General features: G+C 30.8%; 19 protein-coding genes and 1 tRNA gene. 10 read left to right on the top strand and 10 right to left on the bottom strand.

The window, feature by feature from the left end; genetic code table 11:
- Positions 1 to 139: 139 nt before the first annotated feature.
- Complete coding sequence (locus H0I29_RS10915) at positions 140 to 640, top strand: ankyrin repeat domain-containing protein (protein ID WP_218732786.1); 501 nt, start codon at positions 140 to 142, stop codon at positions 638 to 640.
- Here the strand turns inward: H0I29_RS10915 and H0I29_RS10910 are convergent.
- From H0I29_RS10910 to H0I29_RS10890, 5 genes are read right to left on the bottom strand one after another with little or no spacing between them, the layout of a single operon-like run.
- The gene (locus tag H0I29_RS10910) at positions 618 to 1781 is read right to left on the bottom strand and encodes a sigma-54 dependent transcriptional regulator (RefSeq protein ID WP_218752323.1); all 1164 of its coding nucleotides are present in this window, start codon (positions 1779 to 1781) and stop codon (positions 618 to 620) included. The genes H0I29_RS10915 and H0I29_RS10910 overlap by 23 nt on opposite strands.
- The gene (locus H0I29_RS10905) at positions 1781 to 2650 is read right to left on the bottom strand and encodes a DUF6268 family outer membrane beta-barrel protein (RefSeq protein WP_218752321.1); all 870 of its coding nucleotides are present in this window, start codon (positions 2648 to 2650) and stop codon (positions 1781 to 1783) included. Before H0I29_RS10905 ends, H0I29_RS10910 begins: the two co-directional genes overlap by 1 nt.
- An 8-nt stretch (positions 2651 to 2658) precedes the next feature.
- Entirely contained in the window at positions 2659 to 3501 is an 843-nt protein-coding gene (locus H0I29_RS10900; protein WP_218732783.1) for a mechanosensitive ion channel family protein, read from the bottom strand.
- Positions 3502 to 3512: 11 nt separating this feature from the next.
- The gene (locus H0I29_RS10895) at positions 3513 to 4838 is read right to left on the bottom strand and encodes an ABC transporter permease (RefSeq protein ID WP_218752319.1); all 1326 of its coding nucleotides are present in this window, start codon (positions 4836 to 4838) and stop codon (positions 3513 to 3515) included.
- Positions 4839 to 4842: 4 nt separating this feature from the next.
- Positions 4843 to 5772 (bottom strand): ABC transporter ATP-binding protein, encoded by a 930-nt coding sequence (locus H0I29_RS10890; RefSeq protein WP_218732781.1) that lies wholly within the window; start codon positions 5770 to 5772, stop codon positions 4843 to 4845.
- A 283-nt stretch (positions 5773 to 6055) separates the two neighbouring features.
- Between H0I29_RS10890 and H0I29_RS10885 the strand changes: the two genes are divergently transcribed.
- From H0I29_RS10885 to H0I29_RS10860, 6 genes are all read left to right on the top strand, one after another.
- Complete coding sequence (locus tag H0I29_RS10885; RefSeq protein ID WP_208888610.1) at positions 6056 to 6517, top strand: MarR family winged helix-turn-helix transcriptional regulator; 462 nt, start codon at positions 6056 to 6058, stop codon at positions 6515 to 6517.
- Positions 6518 to 6620: 103 nt separating this feature from the next.
- Positions 6621 to 9026 (top strand): 3-hydroxyacyl-CoA dehydrogenase/enoyl-CoA hydratase family protein, encoded by a 2406-nt coding sequence (locus tag H0I29_RS10880; protein WP_218752317.1) that lies wholly within the window; start codon positions 6621 to 6623, stop codon positions 9024 to 9026.
- 77 nt (positions 9027 to 9103) lie between these two features.
- Positions 9104 to 10294, top strand: a complete 1191-nt coding sequence (locus tag H0I29_RS10875; RefSeq protein WP_218752315.1) for an acetyl-CoA C-acyltransferase — start codon at positions 9104 to 9106, stop codon at positions 10292 to 10294.
- A 41-nt stretch (positions 10295 to 10335) separates the two neighbouring features.
- On the top strand, positions 10336 to 10698 hold the full coding sequence (locus H0I29_RS10870) for a four helix bundle protein (RefSeq protein WP_218752313.1): 363 nt from the start codon (positions 10336 to 10338) through the stop codon (positions 10696 to 10698).
- 49 nt (positions 10699 to 10747) lie between these two features.
- Positions 10748 to 12544: an acyl-CoA dehydrogenase family protein gene (locus H0I29_RS10865; protein ID WP_218752311.1), complete on the top strand. Its 1797-nt coding sequence runs from the start codon at positions 10748 to 10750 to the stop codon at positions 12542 to 12544.
- Between the two features lie 230 nt (positions 12545 to 12774).
- The gene (locus H0I29_RS10860; protein WP_218752309.1) at positions 12775 to 13590 is read left to right on the top strand and encodes a 5'-nucleotidase, lipoprotein e(P4) family; all 816 of its coding nucleotides are present in this window, start codon (positions 12775 to 12777) and stop codon (positions 13588 to 13590) included.
- Positions 13591 to 13646: 56 nt separating this feature from the next.
- Here the strand turns inward: H0I29_RS10860 and H0I29_RS10855 are convergent, their stop codons facing one another.
- Entirely contained in the window at positions 13647 to 14420 is a 774-nt protein-coding gene (locus H0I29_RS10855) for an RNA polymerase sigma factor (RefSeq protein WP_218752307.1), read from the bottom strand.
- A 235-nt stretch (positions 14421 to 14655) separates the two neighbouring features.
- Between H0I29_RS10855 and H0I29_RS10850 the strand changes: the two genes are divergently transcribed.
- Positions 14656 to 15102 carry a KTSC domain-containing protein gene (locus tag H0I29_RS10850; protein ID WP_165732937.1) on the top strand — a complete coding sequence of 149 codons (447 nt, stop codon included), beginning with the start codon at positions 14656 to 14658 and terminating at the stop codon, positions 15100 to 15102.
- A gap of 78 nt (positions 15103 to 15180) precedes the next feature.
- Here H0I29_RS10850 and trxB read toward each other — a convergent pair whose 3' ends face one another.
- Entirely contained in the window at positions 15181 to 16128 is a 948-nt protein-coding gene (gene trxB, locus H0I29_RS10845) for a thioredoxin-disulfide reductase (protein WP_218732774.1), read from the bottom strand.
- Positions 16129 to 16236: 108 nt separating this feature from the next.
- Positions 16237 to 17319: a PQQ-dependent sugar dehydrogenase gene (locus tag H0I29_RS10840; protein ID WP_218752305.1), complete on the bottom strand. Its 1083-nt coding sequence runs from the start codon at positions 17317 to 17319 to the stop codon at positions 16237 to 16239.
- An 82-nt stretch (positions 17320 to 17401) separates the two neighbouring features.
- On the opposite strand from H0I29_RS10840, the gene H0I29_RS10835 reads away from it, so the two are divergent.
- A tRNA-Pro gene (locus tag H0I29_RS10835) sits at positions 17402 to 17476 on the top strand.
- 281 nt (positions 17477 to 17757) lie between these two features.
- Entirely contained in the window at positions 17758 to 18270 is a 513-nt protein-coding gene (locus tag H0I29_RS10830; protein ID WP_218752303.1) for a hypothetical protein, read from the top strand.
- Between the two features lie 451 nt (positions 18271 to 18721).
- Here H0I29_RS10830 and H0I29_RS10825 read toward each other — a convergent pair whose 3' ends face one another.
- Both H0I29_RS10825 and H0I29_RS10820 read right to left on the bottom strand, forming a co-directional pair.
- Positions 18722 to 20299, bottom strand: coding sequence for a RagB/SusD family nutrient uptake outer membrane protein (locus H0I29_RS10825; protein ID WP_218752301.1), 1578 nt, complete (start codon positions 20297 to 20299; stop codon positions 18722 to 18724).
- A 12-nt stretch (positions 20300 to 20311) separates the two neighbouring features.
- On the bottom strand, positions 20312 to 23371 hold the full coding sequence (locus H0I29_RS10820) for a TonB-dependent receptor (RefSeq protein ID WP_218752299.1): 3060 nt from the start codon (positions 23369 to 23371) through the stop codon (positions 20312 to 20314).
- Positions 23372 to 23704: the final 333 nt, after the last annotated feature.

The raw sequence follows: 23704 nt of genomic DNA, 5'->3' as shown, positions 1-23704 counted from the left end.
AAAAGTATTTTTTTGTCAATCTGAATTTATTTCAGATTCTTATGAAGATTCATTTTCAGCAAGTTGATATACTGAAACAAGTTCAGTATGACAAGATTTAATCCTTTTTGAACAGCTTCTTTTAATAAATACCCTACTTATGAATATCTTAAATACTTTTTTTGAAGCAATTCAATCTGTAAATATCAATGTAATAGAAACACTTTTAAAAAGGTTTCCAAAATTGGCAAACGCACAAGATAAAAGAGGTTTTACACCTTTAGTTTTTGCTACCTATTTTGATAAAATAGAAATTGCAGAAACTTTAATAAATCACAAAGCAAATGTAAATCATAGAGACGCTAAAGGAAACACCGCTTTATTGGGTGTCGCTTTTAAAGGCAATGTTGATATTGCAAAACTTCTTTTAAAGAATAATGCAAATATAAATACACAAAACAACCTTGGTTACACTCCTTTAATTTTTGCGACTATGTATAATCAACCAAAGATGGTGGCATTCTTATTGGAACAAAATGCAGATTTATCTCTTAAAGATAAAGAAAACAAATCTGCTTTAGATACTGCAAAAGCTAAAAATTTTACAGAAATCATTAGTTTATTAGATTCAAAAGAAGCTACTTACTTGCAAACATTTTAATATCGTTTGCAGAGACTTCTTTTTCTCCCAAAATAATTAAACGTTCTACTACATTTCTTAATTCACGGATGTTTCCCGTCCAATCATATTCTTGCAACAGTTTTATTGCATCCGATGAAAATGATTTTTTAGGCGTTCCTTGTTCTACAGATATTTTTCCAGTAAAGAAATCTACCAATAACGGAATGTCTTCTCTTCTATCATTTAAGGACGGAACTTGAATTAAAATAACCGCTAACCTGTGGTATAAATCTTCCCTAAATCGACCTTCTTCTATTTCAACTTTAAGGTTCTTATTAGTCGCTGCGACAATTCTAACATTAACCTTAATATCTCTATCCGAACCAACACGCTGAATTTTATTTTCTTGCAAAGCACGTAAAACTTTTGCTTGTGCAGACAAACTCATATCTCCTATTTCATCCAAGAAAATAGTACCTCCGTTTGCTGCTTCAAATTTACCTGCTCTGTCTTTATTTGCTCCTGTAAAAGAACCTTTAACATGACCAAACAACTCGCTTTCTATTAATTCTGATGGAATTGCAGCACAGTTTACCTCAATTAAAGACGCTTTAGATCTATCTGATTTTTCGTGCAACCAATGTGCAACCAATTCTTTTCCTGTTCCGTTAGGTCCGGTTACTAAAACTCTTGCATCTGTAGGTGCTACTTTTTCAATCATCTCTTTTATTTGAGAAATTGCAGCACTTTCACCAATCATTTCATAGTTTTTACTTACTTTTTTCTTCAGTCTTTTATTTTCTACAGTCAAAACTTTTTTTTCCAAAGCATTTCTAACTGTATTTAAAAGTCTGTTTAAATCTGGTGGTTTAGAAATATAATCGAAAGCGCCTAAACGCATTGTATTTACCGCAGTGTCTAAATCTCCGTGGCCAGAAATCATAACAATAGGAATTTCTGGTTTTATTTTCTTGGCTTTTTCTAATACCTCAACACCATCCATTTTCGGCATTTTAATATCACATAAAACCAAATCATAATCGTTATTCATAATCATTTCTATTCCTAACAAACCGTCTTCTGCTTCTTCTACATCATAGGATTCATTTTCTTCAGAAATAATTTTTGTTAAAACCCTTCTAATTGCGGCTTCATCTTCTATAATTAAAATCTTTGACATTATATTTTAAATTTAATACCTGTTCTTAAATAAAACGCATTTACTTTATCTAAAGTATATACATGCTTTCTGTCTTTATCTCTTAAAACATTACTCAACCTAACAGTGTAACCACTATATGCAAACAGAACTAAGTGCTTTGTAAGTTGATAGTCATAGCCCAAACCTGCCACCAATACAGATAAAGATATATTGTCGGCTTCTTTATTATCCATAATTATTGGCGTCTTTAAATGGGCAAAATACCCATCTAAACCAACAAAAGATTGTAAACTGTTTACTGGGTTTATTTTATATTTTAAATTCATTTTAGGCACACCAACTGTATAAGACCATTTCTCGTTTACTTGCCTAAAATAATTTATTAAAGGTAACGGAAAAGGAATACCCGCAGTTGTATTATATGTTAAACCCAAAGTTAAACGATATGGTTTTATTACACTTTTATCTTTTGTTCTATCTTTTATAAAAAAAAGACCTCCGTTAATAAAAAAATCTTCGCTCGTTATTTTTTTGGTTAAGGTTGCTGCTAATCTAGGTGTAAAGCTATAAGCAACTCTCCAATGATCGCTAATTTTATGAGTGTATGCTAAATTTAAATCAATAACATTAATATTCTCTAATAACGATGTATCAAAAGGGTATTCATCTTTTAAATTTAAAAATATCCTATTAAATTCTGAACCAATTATTAAATAACTATCTTCTTTTATTTTTATAGGATAATTAAAAAGCGCTCTAATTCTAGTATATTGATCATCAGATTTTTTTTTAGGAATAAAAGAATATTCTACTCTTGCTAAATCTGTTAACTGTGCATTTGTTGATAAACTAACAAATAATACTAAAACAATTATATACCTCTTCATTTTAATTCTTATTTAACCAATTCTTGCGCATTAGAATAAATATGTAGATCTCTCTGAGGGAATGGAATTGAAATTTTATGTTCTCTGAATAATCTATCAATTTCAAAACGAATATCACTTTGTGGAAATTGTGCTTTAAAACTATCTGAGAGCGTAAATACTACTTTAAAATTTAAAGAGCTATCTCCAAAATCTTCAAAAAGAACAGAAACTGGTGGATTTATTAAAACACTTGGGTGAGATTTTGCCGCTTTAATTAATAACTCTTTTACCAATTGCACATCGCTACCATAAGCAACACCAACTTTTACAGATTCTCTTGTTGTATTTCCGTTTTGCGTCCAATTATACAAACTGTTGGTTAAATATAAATGATTAGGAATTATCAATACTTTATTATTTAAAGTGACTGCTCTTGTGGTTCTTAATTTTATCTCCTCTACTCTACCAACCTTTCCTTCTAGTTCAATAATATCCCCAGCACGAACAGATTTATCTATCATTATAAATACCCCAGAAATAATATCTTGAAACAACGTTTGTAAAGCTAAACCAACACCAATTAAAAGTGCTGCAGATGCAGCAAAAAGAGCCGTTAAGTTTACCCCCATTTTACTCATAGTTACTAAAAAAATAACTACATAGATGATCCAACTTAAATAAGAAAAAATACTTCGTACTTTTAATTCATTCTCTGGCTGTAATTTTCTATTAACAAATTTTTTGAACAATTTAAGCACCGTATATGCTATTGCTAAAGTAATTGTCAAAACAATAACATCCATAATACTTAAACTAAAAGCATTGGTAATTTCGTAGTTTTTGTTTAATAAATCTAGAATTTCTCTCATTAAAATTAGTATTACCCTTTATATTTTAACCATTTATATAAATCTTTATAAGTTGGCTTTTTACCATACATTAAAATACCTACTCTATAAATTTTAGCCGCTAACCAAACCATAAATACAAAAGTAACCATTAATAATGCCATAGATATAACCAATTCATACCAAGAAACTCCAAAAGGAACTCTCATTAACATTACAATAGGGCTTGTAAACGGAATGTGAGAAAACAACACAGCAATAGAACCATGAGGATCATTTATTACAGTTGCGAAACCAACATAAACTCCTAAAATAAGAGGTAACATTATTGGCATCATAAATTGTTGTGTATCCGTTTCATTATCTACCGCGGCACCAACAGCTGCAAATAAAGAACTATACAGCATAAAACCACCTAGGAAGTAAAAAATAAATAATACAAACATTTTTAAAATTGGTAGTTTCAAAATTTCCTGTACAATCATCTGACCTTTATCTCCAGCTGTTGCTTGCTTTACAGCTTCCATTTGTTCTGCAGGTACTCTTGCAGATTGCATTTCTACCATATCTACTCCAAATACAGAAGACGCTACTATAGAAATCACAAAAAGTATAATTCCCCATATTAGAAACTGCAATAAACCTGCAGAGGCATTTCCTAAAATTTTACCCAACATCAGTTGGAATGGTTTTACAGACGAAACAATAATTTCTATAATTCTACTTGTTTTTTCTTCAATGACACTTCTCATTACAGAAGTACCATAAATCATTACAAACATCATTAATAAGTAACCAGCTATAGCTCCAACTCCTATTTTTAATCCGTTTATTAATTTGGATGATTCTTCACCAGAAAAATTATACATTTTAATATCTGTATTAATTTTAGAAGCTTCTATTTTCTCTATATCAATACCAAAATTATTCAGTTTTAGGTGCCTAATTTTAGTTTCAATCTTATTTTCCATAGAACTCATTACAGACATTCCTGGGGAATCTGTAGAATAAAATTCTATAGATTTTGCCAACAACTCTAAACTATCTTGTTTTGGGATAATTAATGCTCCGTAATAATTACCATCTTCTACTTTTTTCTTTGTTTCTTCGATTCCTAAAGCAGTATAATCTGTATAATGAATGGTTTTAGAATCTTTAAAATCTTCTTTAGAGAACATTCCAGAATTATCTACATAAACAATTTCTTTAACTTTCTCATCATTTTTTTGCATCAGAAAATAAACCAAAGCTCCCATACCAATCATCAATAACGGACTTAAAAAAGTCATCATTATAAATGATTTATTACGAACCTTTGCTATGAACTCGCGTTCTATTATTAATTTTAACTTGCTCATTTTCTTAACTGTTTTTATTTATTGCCTGAATAAAAATATCATTTGCACTTGGTATCAATTCTACAAAATGCTGTACTTCTCCTTTACTTGTTAAAAATGATAACAAATCGTTTGCAGAATTCCCTTCTGTTAATTTTATATTCATGGTTAAACTATCATTCAATAATTTAAAGTTTGATGGAAAAACCTCAAAATTCTCTTTTAATTTCGCTTCTACTTCTTTAGGATGCTCCGTATGCAGGCCAACTTGAAACGTATGTGTTCTAAATTGACGCTTGATATCGTCTAACTTACCGTCTAAAATTTTGTTCGATTTATCTATCAAAGCAATTTCATCGCACATTTCTTCTACAGATTCCATTCTGTGGGTCGAAAAAATGATGGTTGCACCTTCGTCACGAAGTTGTAAAATTTCTTTGGCAATTAATTGCGCGTTTATAGGATCAAACCCAGAAAAAGGTTCATCAAAAATTAATAATTTAGGATTGTGCATTACCGTAACAATAAATTGAACTTTTTGTGCCATTCCCTTAGAAAGTTCTTCAATTTTCTTATTCCACCAAGCAGAAATATCAAATTTATCAAACCAATATTTTAAACGTTTTTTCGCTTCGGCTTTACTCAATCCTTTCAATTGTGCTAAATACAAGGCTTGCTCCCCTACTTTCATAGATTTATACAAACCACGTTCTTCTGGTAAATAACCAATTTGTGCTGTATGATGCGGTGCCAATACTTCTCCATCTAAAATAATAGATCCGCTATCTGGCATTGTTATTTGATTTATAATTCTAATTAAAGATGTTTTTCCTGCTCCATTTGGACCTAATAATCCAAAAACACATCCTTTAGGTATATGTAATGAAACATCATTTAATGCTCTAAAATCACCATAATTTTTTACAACATTATTAACTTCTAATAAATTTTTCATTGCCTCTTAATAATTTTTTTCTGAAAGTTCTCAGTAATCACAAACTTACATATTTTAAAAAGATTAGTATAAAAACTTGATAAAACGTTACAATATAATTTAAAAAGACTTCAATTAATTAAAACAAAAGGCCTCCTTTTAGATAATAATTATAAAATGTAACTTAAGAAACATAAGTTTCTGGCCTTAAAAACGCTAAATTATTTGTTAAAATTTACTATGCACGCATAACTTTTTACAAATTTACTATGCATGCATAATAAATTTTTATATATTTGACATAATGAATAAACTAAAATCAATAGATCATGAGCTCAGAGCAACTTGGCAAGCAGTAGCTAAAGTGTATAACGAGCAGGCCGTAAAACATGATAGTACAATGGCTACCGCATTTGTTTTATTAAATATAGACAAGCTAAACGGTACACCATCTACAGCTTTAGGCCCTTTAATGGGAATGGAACCTACAAGTCTTTCTAGAATATTAAAAACGATGGAAGATAAAGGTGCTATTTCTAGAGAGAAAAACCCAGATGACGGTAGAAGTGTCATCATCAAATTAACTGAGTATGGCAAAGAAATGCGTAAAATATCTAAAGCGTATGTAATACAGTTTAATGAAACCGTAATGGAAAATGTTTCTGAAGAAGATTTAGCAGGATTTTTTAAAGTAACATCTACCATTAACAAACTAATTGCAGACAAAGATATTTACGAAAATGCCAACAAAAATAAAGCAGTATAACAAAATTGACTAAAGACTGAATGACCTGAGATAATTAGACTGAAAACAAAAGTCTTACATCTTATTTCTTTTTAAATCATACGTCAAAAAATTTTAAAAACAAATGACTAGAAGAATTAAAAAAGTAGCAATCATTGGCTCTGGAATTATGGGAAGCGGAATTGCTTGTCATTTTGCAAACATTGGAGTTGAAGTTCTTTTATTGGACATTGTACCAAGAGAATTAAACGACAAAGAAAAAGCTAAAGGACTAACCCTCGAAGACAAAGTTGTAAAAAATCGTTTAGTAAATGATGCACTCACAGCTTCCCTAAAATCTAAACCATCTCCTATTTATAATCAAAAATTTGCAAACAGAATTACCACAGGTAATCTAGATGATGATATTGCAAAAATTGCTGATGTAGATTGGATTATGGAGGTTGTTGTAGAAAGACTAGACATTAAAAAAATAGTTTTTGAAAAACTAGAAAAATACAGAAAACCAGGGACTATTATTTCTTCTAATACTTCTGGTATTCCTATAAAATTCATGAATGAAGGAAGAAGTGAAGATTTCCAAAAGCATTTTGCGGTTACTCACTTTTTTAATCCTCCAAGATATTTAAAACTTTTTGAAGTTGTTCCTGGTCCAGATTGTAAACAAGAAGTTACTGATTTCTTAATGATGTACGGAGAAAAATTTTTAGGTAAAACTTCTGTTTTAGCAAAAGATACTCCTGCTTTTATTGGGAATAGAATTGGAATTTTCGGTATTCAATCTTTATTCCATCAAGTAAAGGAATTAGGCTTAACTGTTGAAGAAGTTGATAAATTAACAGGACCGGTTATTGGTCGTCCAAAATCTGCTACTTTTAGAACTGTTGATGTTGTTGGTTTAGATACTTTGGTACACGTTGCTAACGGAATTTATGAAAACTGTCCTGATGATGAAGCTCATGATCTATTTAAACTTCCAGATTTCATCAACACTATGATGGAAAACAAATGGTTGGGAAGTAAAACGGGACAAGGTTTCTATAAAAAAACAGTAAATGCTGCAGGTAAAAAAGAAATTTTAACCTTAGACTTAGATACTTTAGAATATCGTTCTTCTAAAAGAGCAAAATTTGCAACTTTAGAACTTACGAAAACGATTGATAAGCCAATTGACCGTTTCAAAATATTAGTTGGCGGAAAAGATAAAGCGGGTGAATTTTACAGAAAGAACTTTTCTGCAATGTTTGCGTACGTTCAAAATAGAATTCCAGAAATTTCTGATGAACTCTACAGGATTGATGATGCAATGAAAGCTGGTTTTGGTTGGGAAAATGGTCCTTTCGAAATTTGGGATGCAATTGGTGTAGAAAAAGGGATTGAGTTAATGAAAGCTGAAGGAGCAGAACCTGCAACTTGGGTAACAGAAATGTTAGCAAGTGGAGTTTCATCATTCTATACAGTAAAAGAAGGCGCAACGTACTTTTATGACATTCCAAAGAAATCTCAAACTAAAAAACCGGGTCAAGATGGTTTTATTATTTTAGATAACATTAGAAAATCAAACGAAGTTTTTAAAAACTCTGGTGTTGTTATAGAAGATATTGGAGACGGAATTTTAAATATAGAATTCCAATCTAAAATGAATACCATTGGTGGTGATGTTTTAGCCGGAATTAATAAAGGAATAGATTTAGCAGAAAAAGATTTTCAAGGTTTGGTTGTTGGTAACCAAGCAGCAAACTTTTCTGTTGGGGCAAACATTGGTATGATTTTTATGATGGCTGTGGAGCAAGAATATGATGAATTAAACTATGCCATTAAATATTTTCAAGATACCATGATGCGTATGCGTTATTCATCTATTCCAACTATTTCTGCTCCGCACGGAATGGCTTTAGGTGGTGGTTGTGAAATCTCTTTACATGCAGATAAAGTTGTGGCAGCAGCAGAAACCTATATGGGATTAGTCGAATTTGGAGTTGGTGTAATTCCTGGTGGTGGTGGCTCTAAAGAAATGGCTTTAAGAGCATCTGATTCTTTTCAAAAAGGAGATGTTGAGCTAAACATTTTACAAGAAAATTTCTTAACCATCGGTATGGCAAAAGTATCTACTTCTGCGTATGAAGCATTCGATTTAGGCTTACTTCAAAAAGGAAAAGATGCAATCGTTGTTAATAAAGACAGACAAATAGCAACTGCAAAAGCACACGCTAAATTAATGGCAGAAAGTGGTTATACTCAACCTGTTAAACGAACAGATGTAAAAGTTTTAGGAAAACAAGCTTTAGGTATGTTTTTAGTAGGAACAGATTCTATGGAACATTCTAAGTATATTTCTGAACATGACATGAAAATTGCCAATAAACTTGCCTATGTTATGGCAGGAGGAGATTTATCTGAACCTACTTTAGTTACAGAACAGTATCTATTAGATTTAGAGAGAGAAGCGTTTTTATCACTTTGTACGGAAAGAAAAACGTTAGAGAGAATTCAAGCGATGTTAAAAACTGGAAAACCATTAAGAAATTAGATTATTAGAACGTTAGATTTCTCGATTGTTAGAAATCTAAATATCTGAAAATCCAATAATCTAAAAATCAAGAAAAAATGAAAACAGCATATATAGTAAAAGCATACAGAACTGCCGTTGCAAAAGCTCCAAAAGGTGTTTTTCGCTTTAAACGAGCAGACGAATTAGGTGCAGAAACCATTCAGCACATGATGAAAGAAATTCCAAATTTAGATGTAAAGCGCATCGATGATGTTATGGTTGGTAATGCAATGCCAGAAGGAGCACAAGGATTAAACATGGCACGATTTATTTCTTTAATAGGATTAAACTCTGTGGATGTGCCTGGTGTAACTGTAAACCGTTTCTGTTCTTCAGGATTAGAAACAATTGCCATGGCAGCAGCTAAAATTAATGCAGGAATGGCGAGTTGTATTATTGCCGGAGGTGCAGAAAGCATGAGTTCGGTTCCAATGACAGGTTTTAAACCAGAATTGAATTATGACACCATTAAATCTGGTCATGCAGATTATTATTGGGGAATGGGAAACACGGCTGAAGCAGTTGCAAACCAATTTAAAGTTTCTAGAGAAGATCAGGATGAATTTGCATTTAATTCTCATATGAAAGCTTTAAAAGCGCAAGCAGAAAACCGTTTTCAAGACCAAATTGTACCTATAGAAGTTGAAGAAACTTATTTAGATGCAAACGGAAAGAAAGCTAAAAAAAAGTATACCGTAAATAAAGATGAAGGTCCAAGAGCAGGAACCTCAACAGCTATTTTAAATAAATTACGTCCGGTTTTTGCTGCTGGTGGAAGTGTAACTGCAGGTAACTCATCACAAATGAGTGATGGTGCTGCTTTTGTTATGGTAATGAGTGAAGAAATGGTGAAAGAATTAAATCTAGAACCAATTGCAAGAGTAGTAAATTATGCTGCTGCGGGTGTAGAACCAAGAATTATGGGAATTGGGCCTGTTGCTGCAATCCCTAAAGTTTTAAAACAAGCTGGTTTACAACAAAAAGATATAGAGCTAATTGAATTGAATGAAGCATTTGCTTCTCAGTCTTTAGCAGTAATGCGTGAGTTAGATTTAAACCAAGACATTGTAAATGTTAATGGAGGTGCCATTGCATTAGGACATCCTTTAGGTTGTACAGGAGCAAAATTATCTGTGCAGTTATTTGATGAAATGCGTAAACGCGATATGAAAAACAAATACGGAATGGTTACAATGTGTGTTGGTACAGGACAAGGTGCTGCGGGTGTTTTTGAATTTCTTTCATAAAATAAAAAAGAGAACAAAGAAAAAAGATAAGAGATAAATAGATGTGTGCTAAGCAAAGACATAATTACAAGAATTTAAAAATTTGGAAACTCGGTTTAGAGGTTACAAATGATATTTCTGACTTGTTATTAAACTTTCCAAAGCATGAAAGATATGATTTAAGTTCACAAATAAGTAGATGTTCTGTGTCTATGCCAAGTAATATTGCTGAAGGTTCTTCTAGAACGAATAAATCTTTCAGTCATTTCTTAGATATTTCTTTAGGCTCTTCTTTTGAATTAGGAACTCAACTATTAGTAGCAAAACATAGGCAGTATATTACTGAAATTATTTTAAAAAAAATTGAAGAAAAAATAGAAGAATTCCAACGAATGACTATGGGATTTCAAAGGAACCTCCAATAATGGTCTTTTTTCTATTTTCTTTCTTCTATAATCTAAAAAAAACAAAAATATGGCAGATTTATTAAGAGGTGGTCAATTCCTTGTTAAGGAAACAAACTGTGAAGATATATTTACTCCAGAAGATTTTTCTGAAGAGCAACAAATGATGAAAGAGGCTGTTACTGAATTTAATGACAGAGAAATTATTCCTCATAAAGCACGTTTTGAAGCAAAAGATTACGCACTTACAGAAGAAGTAATGCGTAAAGCTGGTGAATTAGGTTTTTTAGGAGTAGCAGTTCCTGAAGCTTATGAGGGTTTAGGAATGGGGTTTGTTTCTACGGTTTTAACCTGCGATTATATTTCTTCTGGAACAGGTTCTTTTAGTACTGCTTTTGGTGCACATACGGGAATTGGAACTATGCCAATTACTTTATACGGTACAGAGGAACAAAAACAAAAATATGTTCCAAAATTAGCTACTGGAGAATGGTTTGGAGCTTATTGTTTAACTGAACCAGGTGCTGGATCGGATGCAAATTCTGGTAAAACTACCGCTGAATTATCTGCTGATGGAAAATCATACAAAATTAACGGTCAAAAAATGTGGATTTCTAACGCAGGTTTTTGTCGTCTAATGATTGTTTTTGCGCGTATAGAAGGTGATAAAAATATAACTGGTTTTATTGTTGAATTTGATAAAGAAAACCCTAATGGAATTACATTAGGAGAAGAAGAACATAAATTAGGAATTAGAGCTTCATCTACAAGACAAGTATTTTTTAATGATACTGTAGTTCCTGTAGAAAACATGTTAGCAGGACGTGGGGAAGGTTTTAAAATTGCCATGAATGCTTTAAATGTTGGGCGAATTAAATTAGCTGCTGCTTGTTTAGACTCTCAAAGAAGAATTGTTACACATGCTGTAAAATATGCAAACGAACGTAAACAATTTAAAACTCCTATTTCAGATTTTGGTGCTATTAAAGTAAAATTAGCAGAAATGGCAACGAATTCTTATGTTGGCGAATCTGCAACTTATAGAGCTTCTAAAGATATTGAAGATAGAATTGCGTTAAGAGTAGAAGCTGGAAACACACATCAAGAAGCAGAATTAAAAGGTGTAGAAGAATATGCTATTGAATGTTCTATTTTAAAAGTAGCCGTTTCTGAAGATGTACAAAATTGTGCGGACGAAGGAATTCAAATTTTTGGTGGAATGGGATTCTCTGAAGAAACCCCAATGGAATCTGCTTGGAGAGATGCAAGAATTGCTCGTATTTACGAAGGAACCAACGAAATTAACAGAATGCTTTCTGTAGGAATGCTAATTAAAAAAGCGATGAAAGGTCATGTTGATTTATTAGGCCCTGCAACAGAAGTTGCAAATAGCTTAATGGGTATTCCTTCTTTTGAAACACCTGATTTTTCTGAATTATTTTCTGAAGAAAAACTAATGATTTCTAAATTAAAGAAAACATTTTTAATGGTTGCAGGTGCAGCACTTCAAAAATATGGTCCAGAAATTGAAAAACATCAACAGTTATTAATTGCTGCTTCAGATATTTTAATAGAAATCTATATGGCAGAATCAGCTATTTTAAGAACAGAGAAAAATGTAAAACGCACTAGTGAAGCTGAACAATCTGTACAGATTGCAATGTCTAAATTATACTTATATCATGCAGTAGATATTATTGAAGAAAAAGGGAAAGAAAGTATTATTTCTTTTGCCGAAGGTGATGAACAGCGTATGATGTTAATGGGATTAAAACGTTTTACGAAGTACCAAAACTACCCAGATATTGTAGATTTACGTAACGAAATCGCAGAAAAAGTAAAAACTGAAAATAAATACTGTTTCTAAAAACTCTTGATGTCAAATTGAGTTTGTCGAAGTTTTCAAATTCTTCTTCAAACTCAACTGACTATCATTATATAATAAAAAATTAATCTTACTTTTAGGTTAAAAATTAGTTGTTTGTTGTAAAAACCATCATTTTTTTTGATGGTTTTTTTTATACCCTAAACATTCATAGAATAATTAAAATTATATTAATTTTGAAGTACTTTAGTATTTACAAAACATAATTAATAATGAAAAATAAAATATTTTTTTCTCTTTTTGCTGCATTCATCTTTTTAGGATGTAAAACTCAGATTACCACAATTAAACAACAAACTATAAATAATACTCCTATTAAAGAGCATACCATACAATCTTTATTATGGGTTCAAAATGCTGCAGAATACAAAGCGTTAACTTACCAAGCATATAATTTGGCACAATTTAGATTAGATCAAATTCTTGCCAATAATGATTCTGAAAAGCCAATAGCTATTGTTACAGATATAGACGAAACTCTTTTAGACAACAGTCCGTATTCTGGTAAACAAATTGAGTTAGATGAAAACTACACATCAGATCGATGGGCAGAATGGGTAGCACAGAAAAAAGCAAATGCAATACCAGGAGCACTCGCTTTTTTTAAATACGCTGAAACCAAAAATGTAACCATATTTTACATCTCTAACAGATCTGCAGTACAGACAAAAGAAACCATCGAAAACCTACAATTAAAAGGCTTCCCTTTTGCTGATGAAACTCATGTACTTTTAAAAACGAATAATAGCGAAAAAGGAACAAGAAGAAGTCACGTAAACAAAACCCATGAAATTGTATTATTATTAGGTGATAATTTGTCTGACTTTTCATCAATATTCGAAAATAGCACTACTGATAAGAGGAATAAAAACACTGATAGTTTACATACTTCTTTTGGGAATAAATATATTGTTTTACCAAACCCAATGTATGGTGATTGGGAAACAAAAGGTCTTTATGAAGGAAACTATAATTGGACCGATTCTCAAAAAGACTCTATTCGTCATAAAAAAATCACTTCTTATTAAATTGATTTTTTTATCAATCATATAAAAAGTGATTTAAGAACCTCCGTTTTAAAATATTAATCAGATACAGAATATCTATTAAACAAACTTCTTTGTATTGCTTTTTTAGCATCACTTAGAAGTTTTTCTATTTCTGGAATTGACTTTTTCTGTATTTCTGCAATTTCCTCTATTTTTAATTTTTGATTTGTAAATAAATAGAAAACAATACGCATCGCAGCAGGCATATTGTGCAGTACTAATTCTATATGTGCATTCACCTTATCTTCCCCTAATTGCGTATCTAATTTATCTACCAAATCTTTCTCATCATCTTCTACAAATACATGATCTAAGCTATATTCGTTATCTGAATAAGTAACATCATCTATTTCTTCTAACAGTAATAAATCTCCCTCTCCGTCTATGCTAAATTCTTCTTGCATTTCATCCCAATCTGGTTTAGAATAATCATCAATGTTTTTGAAAAACAATTCATTAAACTCTTCTTCAACAATAACGTCTTCTAATAAATCATTCGTTTTTTTATACAACCATAAATAGAAATCACCTTCATTTTCTACTTCATCAATAGTATCATAAATAGTAATAAAAAGTTGATCTATAATATCATCTGCTTTATATTTTTTTTTAGAAAAGTGACCTTTTTTTATCGCTGTATTTAATCTTTGATTTACATACTTTCTAATTTCAGGTAAAATTCTTAAAACCAATTGATTAAAATCGATTTGTTTTTCTTCCTTTTTTAATTTTACTAAACTTGAAAATGACTTCGTTACAAACAGACGAAATTCGGTTTTGGTTTCGAAATAAGAAATGCTCGTTTTCATAATAAAATACTTTAAAGATATCTCTAAAGATGCGAAAGAAAACCTGGTAATAAAATGATAAAAATCAGTTAACTATCAACTTTAACAATAAAAAAAACTGTTTTAGGGAGCGATAAATTTGTTCTAATTAAAAGAAATTAAACCTTTAAAAACTCTCTTTATAATTTAATAAACTTTTATTGCATTATAATCCATTTAATATCAATACTTTTGCACGCAATTTGAAAACACACGAATGAAACGTATTAAAGAATATAAAAAACTTTTTAAAGTAGAAGGTCCTATAGATTTAAAAGATTTAAAGAAAGCTTATAGAGGTTTAGTTAAGGAATGGCATCCAGATAAATTTACCGATGATGCTAAAAAGGAGGAAGCAGATCTTATGAGTACTCAAATTATAGATGGGTATCATTTCTTAGTAAGTATAGCTCCAGAAACTAAAGCAGCTAATTTAGATGCTTATAAAACAACTATTACAGAGTTTCAAGTTGCAGACTGGCATCACAAAAGTATGTTATTAGAAGTAACTTTTACAGATGGTAATAAATACGAATACTTTGGTGTTAGTAAAATACTTTTTGGAAAATTTGTAAATGCGAAATCAATGAACAACTTTGGTAAAAGAAATATTTTTAACTCTTTTACTTACAGAAAATCTATGAAAGCTTCTGTAACTGTTTAAAGACTTTCTTTAAAAGATAAATAAAAAAGAGATTACATTTTAATGTAATCTCTTTTTTTATGCTATATTTAAAATACTCTATTCTAAAGCACCTAAATAACGCTCTGCATCTAAAGCTGCCATACAACCTGTACCTGCGGCAGTTACTGCTTGTCTGTATTCTTTATCTTGAATATCTCCAGCTGCAAAGACTCCTGGTAAATTTGTTTTTGTAGATTTCCCTTTGGTAATTAAATACCCAGTTTCATCCATATCTAAAACACCTTTAAACAAATCTGAATTAGGTTTATGACCAATTGCAATAAAAACTCCAGTAACTGCAATATCCGTAGTTTCCTTTGTTTGATTGTTAATTGCTCTTACACCTTCTACTACATTAGAGCCTAAAACCTCATCAATTTCTGTGTTGTATAAAACTTCAATATTTTTAGTTTTATTAACTCTATGTTGCATCGCTTTAGAAGCTCTCATAAAATCTTTACGAACTAAAATAGTAACCTTACTACAAATATTAGATAAGTATGTAGCTTCTTCTGCTGCAGTATCTCCTGCACCAACAACAACTACATCTTGTCCTTTATAGAAAAAACCATCACATGTAGCACAAGCCGAAACTCCACCACCAATTAAACGCTGCTCACTCTCTATACCTAAATATTTTGCAGTAGCTCCTGTAGAAATAATTATGGTTTCTGCTTCAATATGTTTAGACTCATCCACAATAACTTTATGAATTCCTCCAACTTTGTCACTTAATTCTACACTTGTTACCAAACCAAAACGAACTTCTGTACCAAAACGTTCTGCTTGTTTTTGTAAATCTGTCATCATTGCAGTACCATCTGTACCTTCTGGATATCCCGGAAAATTATCAACCTCGGTTGTAGTTGTTAATTGCCCTCCCATTTGCATTCCTGTATACATTACAGGTTTCATGTCTGCTCTAGCTGCATATATTGCTGCGGTATAACCGGCAGGACCAGAACCAATAATTAAACATTTTATTTTTTCTATTGTATCTGACATTTTAAATTTATTTGATTATGGATAACAAAAATATTCTTTTTTATTCCTTTATAACACGATTGTTTATAAGTTTTAACAATGGAAAAATAAGTTTATAAAATTGAAATATTATTCTGGGAGTAATTTAATAATCCCTAAATTTTCTACACCAACATATATAAAACCATCTAAACCTTGTTCTATAGAACGGACTCTCCCGATATCTTTAAGCATTTTTACTTCTTTAAAAACTTTATTTCCTTTTAAAATACATCTTGTTAAATATTGAAACTTTAAAGAACCAATTAATAAATTACCGTTCCATTTACCATATTTTTTACTGTTGATAAAAACCATACCACTTGGTGCAATAGAGGGTGTCCAATAATAAATGGGGTTTTCCATATTCGGCAAAGAAGTATTATCTGTAAATTTAGTACCACTATAATTAACACCATAACTCACTTTAGGCCAACCGTAATTCTTACCAATTTTAATAATATTTATTTCATCTCCTCCTTTCGGACCATGTTCGTGAGACCAAATTTCTTTTGTTTCTGGATTCACTTCCATCCCTTGTGGATTTCTATGTCCATAACTATAAATTGCTTTTTTTGCATTATTAACACTTACAAAAGGATTGTCTTTAGGGATAGTACCATCATCATTTAACCGATATATTTTTCCGCCATCTTTTGTAATATCTTGCGGAAATTCATCTCTATTTCCTCTATCTCCTATACTAAAATAAACATGGTTTTCTTCATCAAAAGTTATTCTAGAACCAAAATGCTGTCCTCTAGAAGAGTTAGGACTTGCTTTGTATAAGACCTGTTTATCTATTAATTGATTGTTTTTTAATTTTGCTCTCATTAAACTGGTATTTCCACCACTTCCTTTTCCTTCGGATGATGCGTAGGTAAAGTATATCCAATTGTTGTTTTGATAATTAGGATGCAACTCAATATCTAAAAATCCACCCTGACCTCTCAGGTAAATTTCTGGAACACCTTTTACTTCTGTTTTTACTCCATCTTTAAAATGAATTAGCTTTCCTTCTTTCTCTGTAATTAACATAGCGTTATCCGGTAAAAAAGTAAAACCCCAAGGATTTGTTAAATTAGGCACAATTAACTCATACTCTTTACTTTGAGAAAACCCAAATACAATAAAACTAAAATAGACGAAAAAGAAATAAATAGATTGCTTCATTTTTTTAAAAATAAAATTAAATTTTCATTAAATATATAAATATTATTCTATATTTGCACTCGCAAATTGATGTATCAATTTTCGGGGTGTAGCGTAGCCCGGTCATCGCGCCTCGTTTGGGACGAGGAGGTCGCAGGTTCGAATCCTGCCACCCCGACAAAAAGCAGAATATTTTAAAAAATATTCTGCTTTTTTATTTTACAAAAACTACAAATCAAATCGAAAATTGAATCAAGTCTAAAAGTTGTCGAAATTATAACTTCTTACAAAAATCGCCCTCTCAGTTTAAGAAACTCCATAAACAAAGAATACTACTTAAAGACTTAAATTGACATTACAGCAATTTAAATATTTTCTAAATATTTCTTAAAAAAATAACATATATCATATTTGGCATTTATTTTTATAGTTATTTTTGCTGCCTAAATAAAAATAATTTTGAAAAAAGCCATTTTAATAATCGTATTTACTTTTATTAGTTTTATTACTACCGCACAAGAAAATCACTTTAAACACTTTAGAGTTAGCCCCGTATTAAGCCATACATATATTCCCACCTCTACATCCGATGGAAATAAAACTGTTATTGTACCTACTATTGGATTGGATTTAGAATATTGGATTAATGAAAAATGGGGAGTGGGTTTACACAATGATTTAGAACTTGAAACTTTTGAAATAGAAAAAGAACATGAAATTTTTGTTGAAAAGGAATACCCTGTAGTTTTAACTCTAGATGCACTTTATAAGTTTCACAAAAACTGGGTCTTAGTATTAGGTACAGGTGTTGAGTTGGAAAAACAAGAGAATCTTTTTATTATAAGAACAGGCCTGGAATATGAAATAGAATTTGGAAATCATTGGGATGTTTCTCCTACCGTCTTATACGATTATCGTGCAAATGATTTAGGTACTTGGGCCATAGGAATCGGTATTGGAAAACGATTTTAATTTTCAATAAAAAACGATAATTTCTTTGTTCATTTTGTTTTTTTGATTGAAAAAAACTTTAATCTTAAAGCAATTAGCGAACAAAGTAGATTTACAAAAACAATATTAAAATATCAAAGATAAACATTTAGTACTTTTAACTATCTCTACAAGGAGCTCATTACATTCCTTTTATCAATTACCTTAAAGGATATTATACTTTTTGTTTGAGATTATTGTTTAACTATCTATCTTTTTAATAAATAAAATACCATTTAAAAAGCATGCTTTTTAAATGGTATTTTATTTATTAAAAAATTAAGTGACAAATATTCCCCAAAAAAAAGAGGCCGTATAGAAAGAAATAAATCCTGTCGCACTGAAGTTTAACCTTCATAAGAATCTGAAATAAATTCAGAATGACAAGAAACTAACTTTTTAAACAACCTCTTTACTAAAAACTTCTTACATCCTAACGATAACCGTTATTAGAAGGATCTGATGTTAATAAATTTGCATTCAATATTATTTGTGCTTGTGGTATTGGAAGTAACACATGATATGACTGAATATTAGCTGCCGGATTATTCCAACTTCTATGTTCTGTACTTTTAACCACATCTAATAAAATCCCCCATCTAATTAAATCCATTTTTCTATGTCCTTCTGCAGAAAGTTCAAACTTTCTTTCATCATACATTGCTTCTCTAAAAGATGTTTGAGACATTCCACTCCAAGGCTGATCTGGTTCAAAAGCTCTTTTACGAACTTCGTTTACATAAGAATACGCAGTTCCTGGACCATTTAATTCATTTTCTGCCTCAGCAGCCATTAAATAAATATCTGCTAAACGAAAAACAATATAATTTTCATGGTGGTTCCCTCTTAAAGAATTCACTTGATCTAAGTTCCAATTTTTTCTGAAATATGGAAACGCAAGTTCAAATCCTAAATACTCGGTTACTACAGTTGCATCATAACGCAAATCTCCATCTTGCCAGTTATTTTTATCTGCTAATTCTGGTAAAGGGACAGACCATCCATAACCCTGCATATCTTCCTCCTGCTCTAACATTACACTTTGAAAGTATTCCCATCTTTTCATTTGTGTACCATTCGTTTTTAAAACAGGTACTCCAAATTCATCAAAAGCATCATCATTTCTATTTGAAGGCTCATCTCTTATTCGAGGATTATAATCATCGGTTCTTGTAGTTGAAACCTCATCTGACTTAAAATCGATGATAAAAATGTGTTCGTTATTTATTGAATTAGCAGGATCTGATTGATTAAAAACATCTGCATAATTAGGTAATAAAGTATGTGGAGAATTGTTTATAATCTCATCACAAGCATTTTTTGCCAATAACCACTCTTTATCAAATAAATGAAATTTTGCTTTTAAAGCATAAGCCGCCCACTTTGTTGCTCTTCCTAAATCTGAACCAGAATATGTAGATGGCAATAAACTTACCGCTCTTTCTAAATCTGCTTTCATATCTGTTCTAATTAGGTCTTTATCATAACGCCCTAATTCTCCAGCCTCAATTGGGTTTAACATTTCTCTAAAATAAGGAACATCTCCCCATAAATTTGTTAAATGATAAAAAGCCAAAGCTCTTAAAAACAGTAACTCTCCAACCGCCTGATTTCTATTAGCTTCCGTAAGTTTTTCATTACCGTCAATATTTGCTAAAAACTCTGTTGTTCCGTTTACAACTTCATACAATTGAGACCATACACCGTTTCCGTCTGCTACACCTTCTGCAATTAAATAATTGTGTATAGATCCATTTACATTTCTATTAGGACCAACAACATCTGCACCATGCGTGTAATAATCATCTAAACCTCTTTGTGCATATAGGTTATTATTATGGTATATTCTATAAATTCCGTTTACAGCTAATTCTGCCTCTTTGTCATTATTGAAAAAATTTCCAGGAGTAATTGCATCTCTTAAATCTTCTTGTAGAAAATCATCACAAGAAATTAAAGCAAATAAACCTAGTAAGACTAGAACAACTTTATTTTTTAATATATTTTTCATTTTATTATTTTTTTAAAATTCCATTTTTAATCCTAATGTAACAGATTTAGCATAAGGGTAAGTACCAGAAGCAAAACCCTGAGATACTGAACCTAACCCACTACTAGCACTAAAATTACTTGTTTCTGGATCTCCTAATTTAAATTTAGATAATAAAAACAAGTTAGTACCGGTTACATATACATTAAATGCGCTTAATGTATTTTCTAATCCTATTTTATCTAATGGAAGATTATAATTTAAAGTAGCTGTTTTTAATCTTAAGAATGAACCATCCTCTATATTAACAGTACTATTAGGATTGAATAAACTTGTAGAAGCACCCGCTCTAGGTATATCTGAAGTTTCATTTACCCCTTCTTGCCAACGATTTAACACTCTAGAATCTAAATTTTGCTCTCCTCTTCCGTAATAAGATGCCTGTGTTCTTATATTGAAGATATCATTACCATATTGACCTTGAAAAAAGACATCTAAAGAAAGACCTTTGTAAGTAAATGTATTTCTAAAACCTCCATAAAAATCTGGTTCTGGACTACCAATTATAACAGCATCTTCATCATTCCAGGTAGGGTTATCATCTAAATTTTCAAACCTAGGACCACCAATAAAAGACATTCCTTTTCTACCATCTGCAATTATCTCATCTTCATTTTTATAAGTTCCTAAGTATTTAAGTCCAATAAAAACTGGCATAGACTCTCCAACAATAAGTCTTGCAGAAGTACCACCCTGGTTACCTGTAGATTGTAAATCTAAATAATCTCTACCATCTAACTCTAAAACTTTACTTTTGTTTGTAGATATTGTTAATGTTGAATTCCAAGAAAAATCCTTTTTCTCCACATTAATGGTGTTTAATGAAAATTCAAAACCTTTATTTTCTACAGAACCTACATTTTGCAACTGAGTACCACCTCCTGCTTGTGCAGATAAAGCTTTTGCTAAAAGTAAATCTTCGGTAGTTTTTAAATAGTAATCTGCTTCAAAAGAAATTCTATCCTTTAAAAAACTAACTTCAAAACCAAGATCTAACTGTTTTGTCGTTTCCCATGTTAATCCTTCACTTGGTACAGATCCCAACTGAACACCATTTACAACATTGTCGTTAAAAATATTAATAGTGTTATTATACGTTGCAATAGAATTATAAGAATTTACTCCTTGTTCACCAACAATACCATAACTACCTCTAACTTTTAATTTATCAATTACATCTATATCTTCTAAAAAAGCCTCATCACTTACATTCCAAGCAAGCCCCACAGATGGAAAAAAGGCATATTTGCTACCTTCTTCAAAAACAGAAGAGCCATCGTATCTACCAACTAAAGTTAAAAGATATTTACTTTTATAACCATAATCTACCCTACCTAAAAAAGAAGCTAATGTTCTTTGACCATATCCAGAATTTGCATAATAAAGCGTTGCATCACCTAAAGCTAGATTATTAAACAAAACAGCATCATTAGGAAAACCATCTGCCTGAGAAACAGTGCTTTCATTCGTATCCTTTTGCCATGTAAACCCACCTAACAACTTAACAGAATGATCTTCTAAACCTAAATCATAGGTAAACGTATTTTCATTCAAAATACTTTTAGCATAATTTGTAGCTATATTAGCATATCCCGTTCCACCATTAGAAATCTGTCTATCAGGTAAAGCTCCCGGAAGATAATCGTTGTATTTTGTATGTGTTATTTCTGCACCAAAAGTAGACTTCAATTTAAAGTTTTCAAACAACTCATACTCAAGATAAGCATTTGTAATAAGCTTGGTAACTAAATCATGATCCACTCTTAAATTAGCATCTGCTACCGGGTTTCTTTCCGTTGAAGAACTTATTGGGTTTACACCCGTATAATCTCCATTTTCATCATAGACAGTTCTAATAGGTAAAACTGAAGAGACAATACTTGAATAATTGACTTTATTATTTTCTTTTTTATAATGTGTTGCATTTAAACGGATACCTGTTTTAAATTTATCTGAAAGCCTTACATCTAAATTCGTTCTAAAAGTAACTCTCTCTAATCCAGAACCTTTTAAAATTCCTTCTTGATCAAAATGATTAACAGAAATATAATAATTAGAATTTTCTGAATTCCCCATTATAGATAAATCTGTATTTCTAACATAACCTGTTTGAGCTGCAATATCTAACCAATCTGTAGTTTCAATTTCACCAGGCTCACTAAACAACAAAGGCAAAGTAGGATCGGTCCCTCCAAAACCATTATTTAAGTTCGGGTTAAATTGCCCTGCCTCATTAATATAATTTACATAATCTTCTCCGTTTAAAAGATCGACCTCATTTGCTACTTGCTGCACACTATAATAATGATTCAGACTAATTCTTGGTTTTCCTTTTGAAATTTCTGTACCATTTTTAGTCGTTACTAAAATAACTCCAGAAGCACCTCTTGTTCCATAAATAGACAATGCAGTAGCATCTTTTAAAACATCCACAGATTTAATATCATTTACATTTAAAGTATTTAAGTTAAAATCTGTACCTACAATAAATCCGTCTATAACATATAATGGATTATTATTTCCATTAATAGAACTATTACCTCTAATTCTAATTGTAGAACCAGAACCTGGGTCTCCACTATTAGAGGTTACAGAAACTCCTGTTGCTCTACCTTGTAATGCTTGGTCTAATCTTGCAACTGGTTGATTTTCTAATACATCTGCTTTTACAGAAGAAACAGAAGAAACCAGATCTTTCTTTGTAGTAGAACCATATCCTATTATTACTATTTCATTTAATTGTTGAGCATCTTCTTTTAAGACAATATCTATTACGTTTTTATCCGCAACCACAACTTCTTGATTTACAAAACCTACAAATGAGAATTGTAAAATTTCACCTTTAGAAACTTTAATAGAATACTTTCCATCAAAATCAGAATTTGTACCTCTATCTGTCCCTTTTACCAAAATATTAACTCCCGGAAGAGTTAAACTTGTCTCGTCTGATATTGTCCCTGTAATTGTTGTTTGAGCCGTTAAAGACATAAAACTACAAAACAGCAACAACAAAGCACTTAGTTTTAATTTCATTGATTTAATAATTAGTTTATAATTTGGTTTTACCATTACAACGAATGGTTACTTCAAACCTATTAATTATTTAAATTCAGAAATTCTCAAAAACAGGGTAGTATTGTTGCAATTACTCAACAATTAACATAAAATTCTAAATAACCAGTAATTTAAGTTTATAAAAAAGATGATATCACTAAAACCAGTATTGCTTTAGAGAAACCCTTTTTACATAGGTAATGCTTAAAAAACATGTATTACCAATAATAATTTAAAAAAATATAGTGCTTATTTTTACTAAAAAAAAGAGAAGTAATCGATAGAATATTAAAACTAATAATGTTTAGTTTA

It is taken from the genome of Polaribacter sp. R2A056_3_33 (assembly GCF_019278485.1).
In the GTDB taxonomy this organism is placed as follows: domain Bacteria; phylum Bacteroidota; class Bacteroidia; order Flavobacteriales; family Flavobacteriaceae; genus Polaribacter.
The sequence above is the reverse complement of the archived record's forward strand: the minus strand, read 5'-3'. Positions and strand labels throughout refer to the sequence as shown.

What these genes read in the sequence shown, in the direction of transcription:
- H0I29_RS10915 (WP_218732786.1), top strand. Translation starts at nt 140, where the DNA reads ATGAATATCTTAAATACTTTTTTTGAAGCAATTCAATCTGTAAATATC.
- H0I29_RS10910 (WP_218752323.1), bottom strand. Translation starts at nt 1,781, where the DNA reads ATGTCAAAGATTTTAATTATAGAAGATGAAGCCGCAATTAGAAGGGTT.
- H0I29_RS10905 (WP_218752321.1), bottom strand. Translation starts at nt 2,650, where the DNA reads ATGAAGAGGTATATAATTGTTTTAGTATTATTTGTTAGTTTATCAACA.
- H0I29_RS10900 (WP_218732783.1), bottom strand. Translation starts at nt 3,501, where the DNA reads ATGAGAGAAATTCTAGATTTATTAAACAAAAACTACGAAATTACCAAT.
- H0I29_RS10895 (WP_218752319.1), bottom strand. Translation starts at nt 4,838, where the DNA reads ATGAGCAAGTTAAAATTAATAATAGAACGCGAGTTCATAGCAAAGGTT.
- H0I29_RS10890 (WP_218732781.1), bottom strand. Translation starts at nt 5,772, where the DNA reads ATGAAAAATTTATTAGAAGTTAATAATGTTGTAAAAAATTATGGTGAT.
- H0I29_RS10885 (WP_208888610.1), top strand. Translation starts at nt 6,056, where the DNA reads ATGAATAAACTAAAATCAATAGATCATGAGCTCAGAGCAACTTGGCAA.
- H0I29_RS10880 (WP_218752317.1), top strand. Translation starts at nt 6,621, where the DNA reads ATGACTAGAAGAATTAAAAAAGTAGCAATCATTGGCTCTGGAATTATG.
- H0I29_RS10875 (WP_218752315.1), top strand. Translation starts at nt 9,104, where the DNA reads ATGAAAACAGCATATATAGTAAAAGCATACAGAACTGCCGTTGCAAAA.
- H0I29_RS10870 (WP_218752313.1), top strand. Translation starts at nt 10,336, where the DNA reads ATGTGTGCTAAGCAAAGACATAATTACAAGAATTTAAAAATTTGGAAA.
- H0I29_RS10865 (WP_218752311.1), top strand. Translation starts at nt 10,748, where the DNA reads ATGGCAGATTTATTAAGAGGTGGTCAATTCCTTGTTAAGGAAACAAAC.
- H0I29_RS10860 (WP_218752309.1), top strand. Translation starts at nt 12,775, where the DNA reads ATGAAAAATAAAATATTTTTTTCTCTTTTTGCTGCATTCATCTTTTTA.
- H0I29_RS10855 (WP_218752307.1), bottom strand. Translation starts at nt 14,420, where the DNA reads ATGAAAACGAGCATTTCTTATTTCGAAACCAAAACCGAATTTCGTCTG.
- H0I29_RS10850 (WP_165732937.1), top strand. Translation starts at nt 14,656, where the DNA reads ATGAAACGTATTAAAGAATATAAAAAACTTTTTAAAGTAGAAGGTCCT.
- trxB (WP_218732774.1), bottom strand. Translation starts at nt 16,128, where the DNA reads ATGTCAGATACAATAGAAAAAATAAAATGTTTAATTATTGGTTCTGGT.
- H0I29_RS10840 (WP_218752305.1), bottom strand. Translation starts at nt 17,319, where the DNA reads ATGAAGCAATCTATTTATTTCTTTTTCGTCTATTTTAGTTTTATTGTA.
- H0I29_RS10825 (WP_218752301.1), bottom strand. Translation starts at nt 20,299, where the DNA reads ATGAAAAATATATTAAAAAATAAAGTTGTTCTAGTCTTACTAGGTTTA.
- H0I29_RS10820 (WP_218752299.1), bottom strand. Translation starts at nt 23,371, where the DNA reads ATGAAATTAAAACTAAGTGCTTTGTTGTTGCTGTTTTGTAGTTTTATG.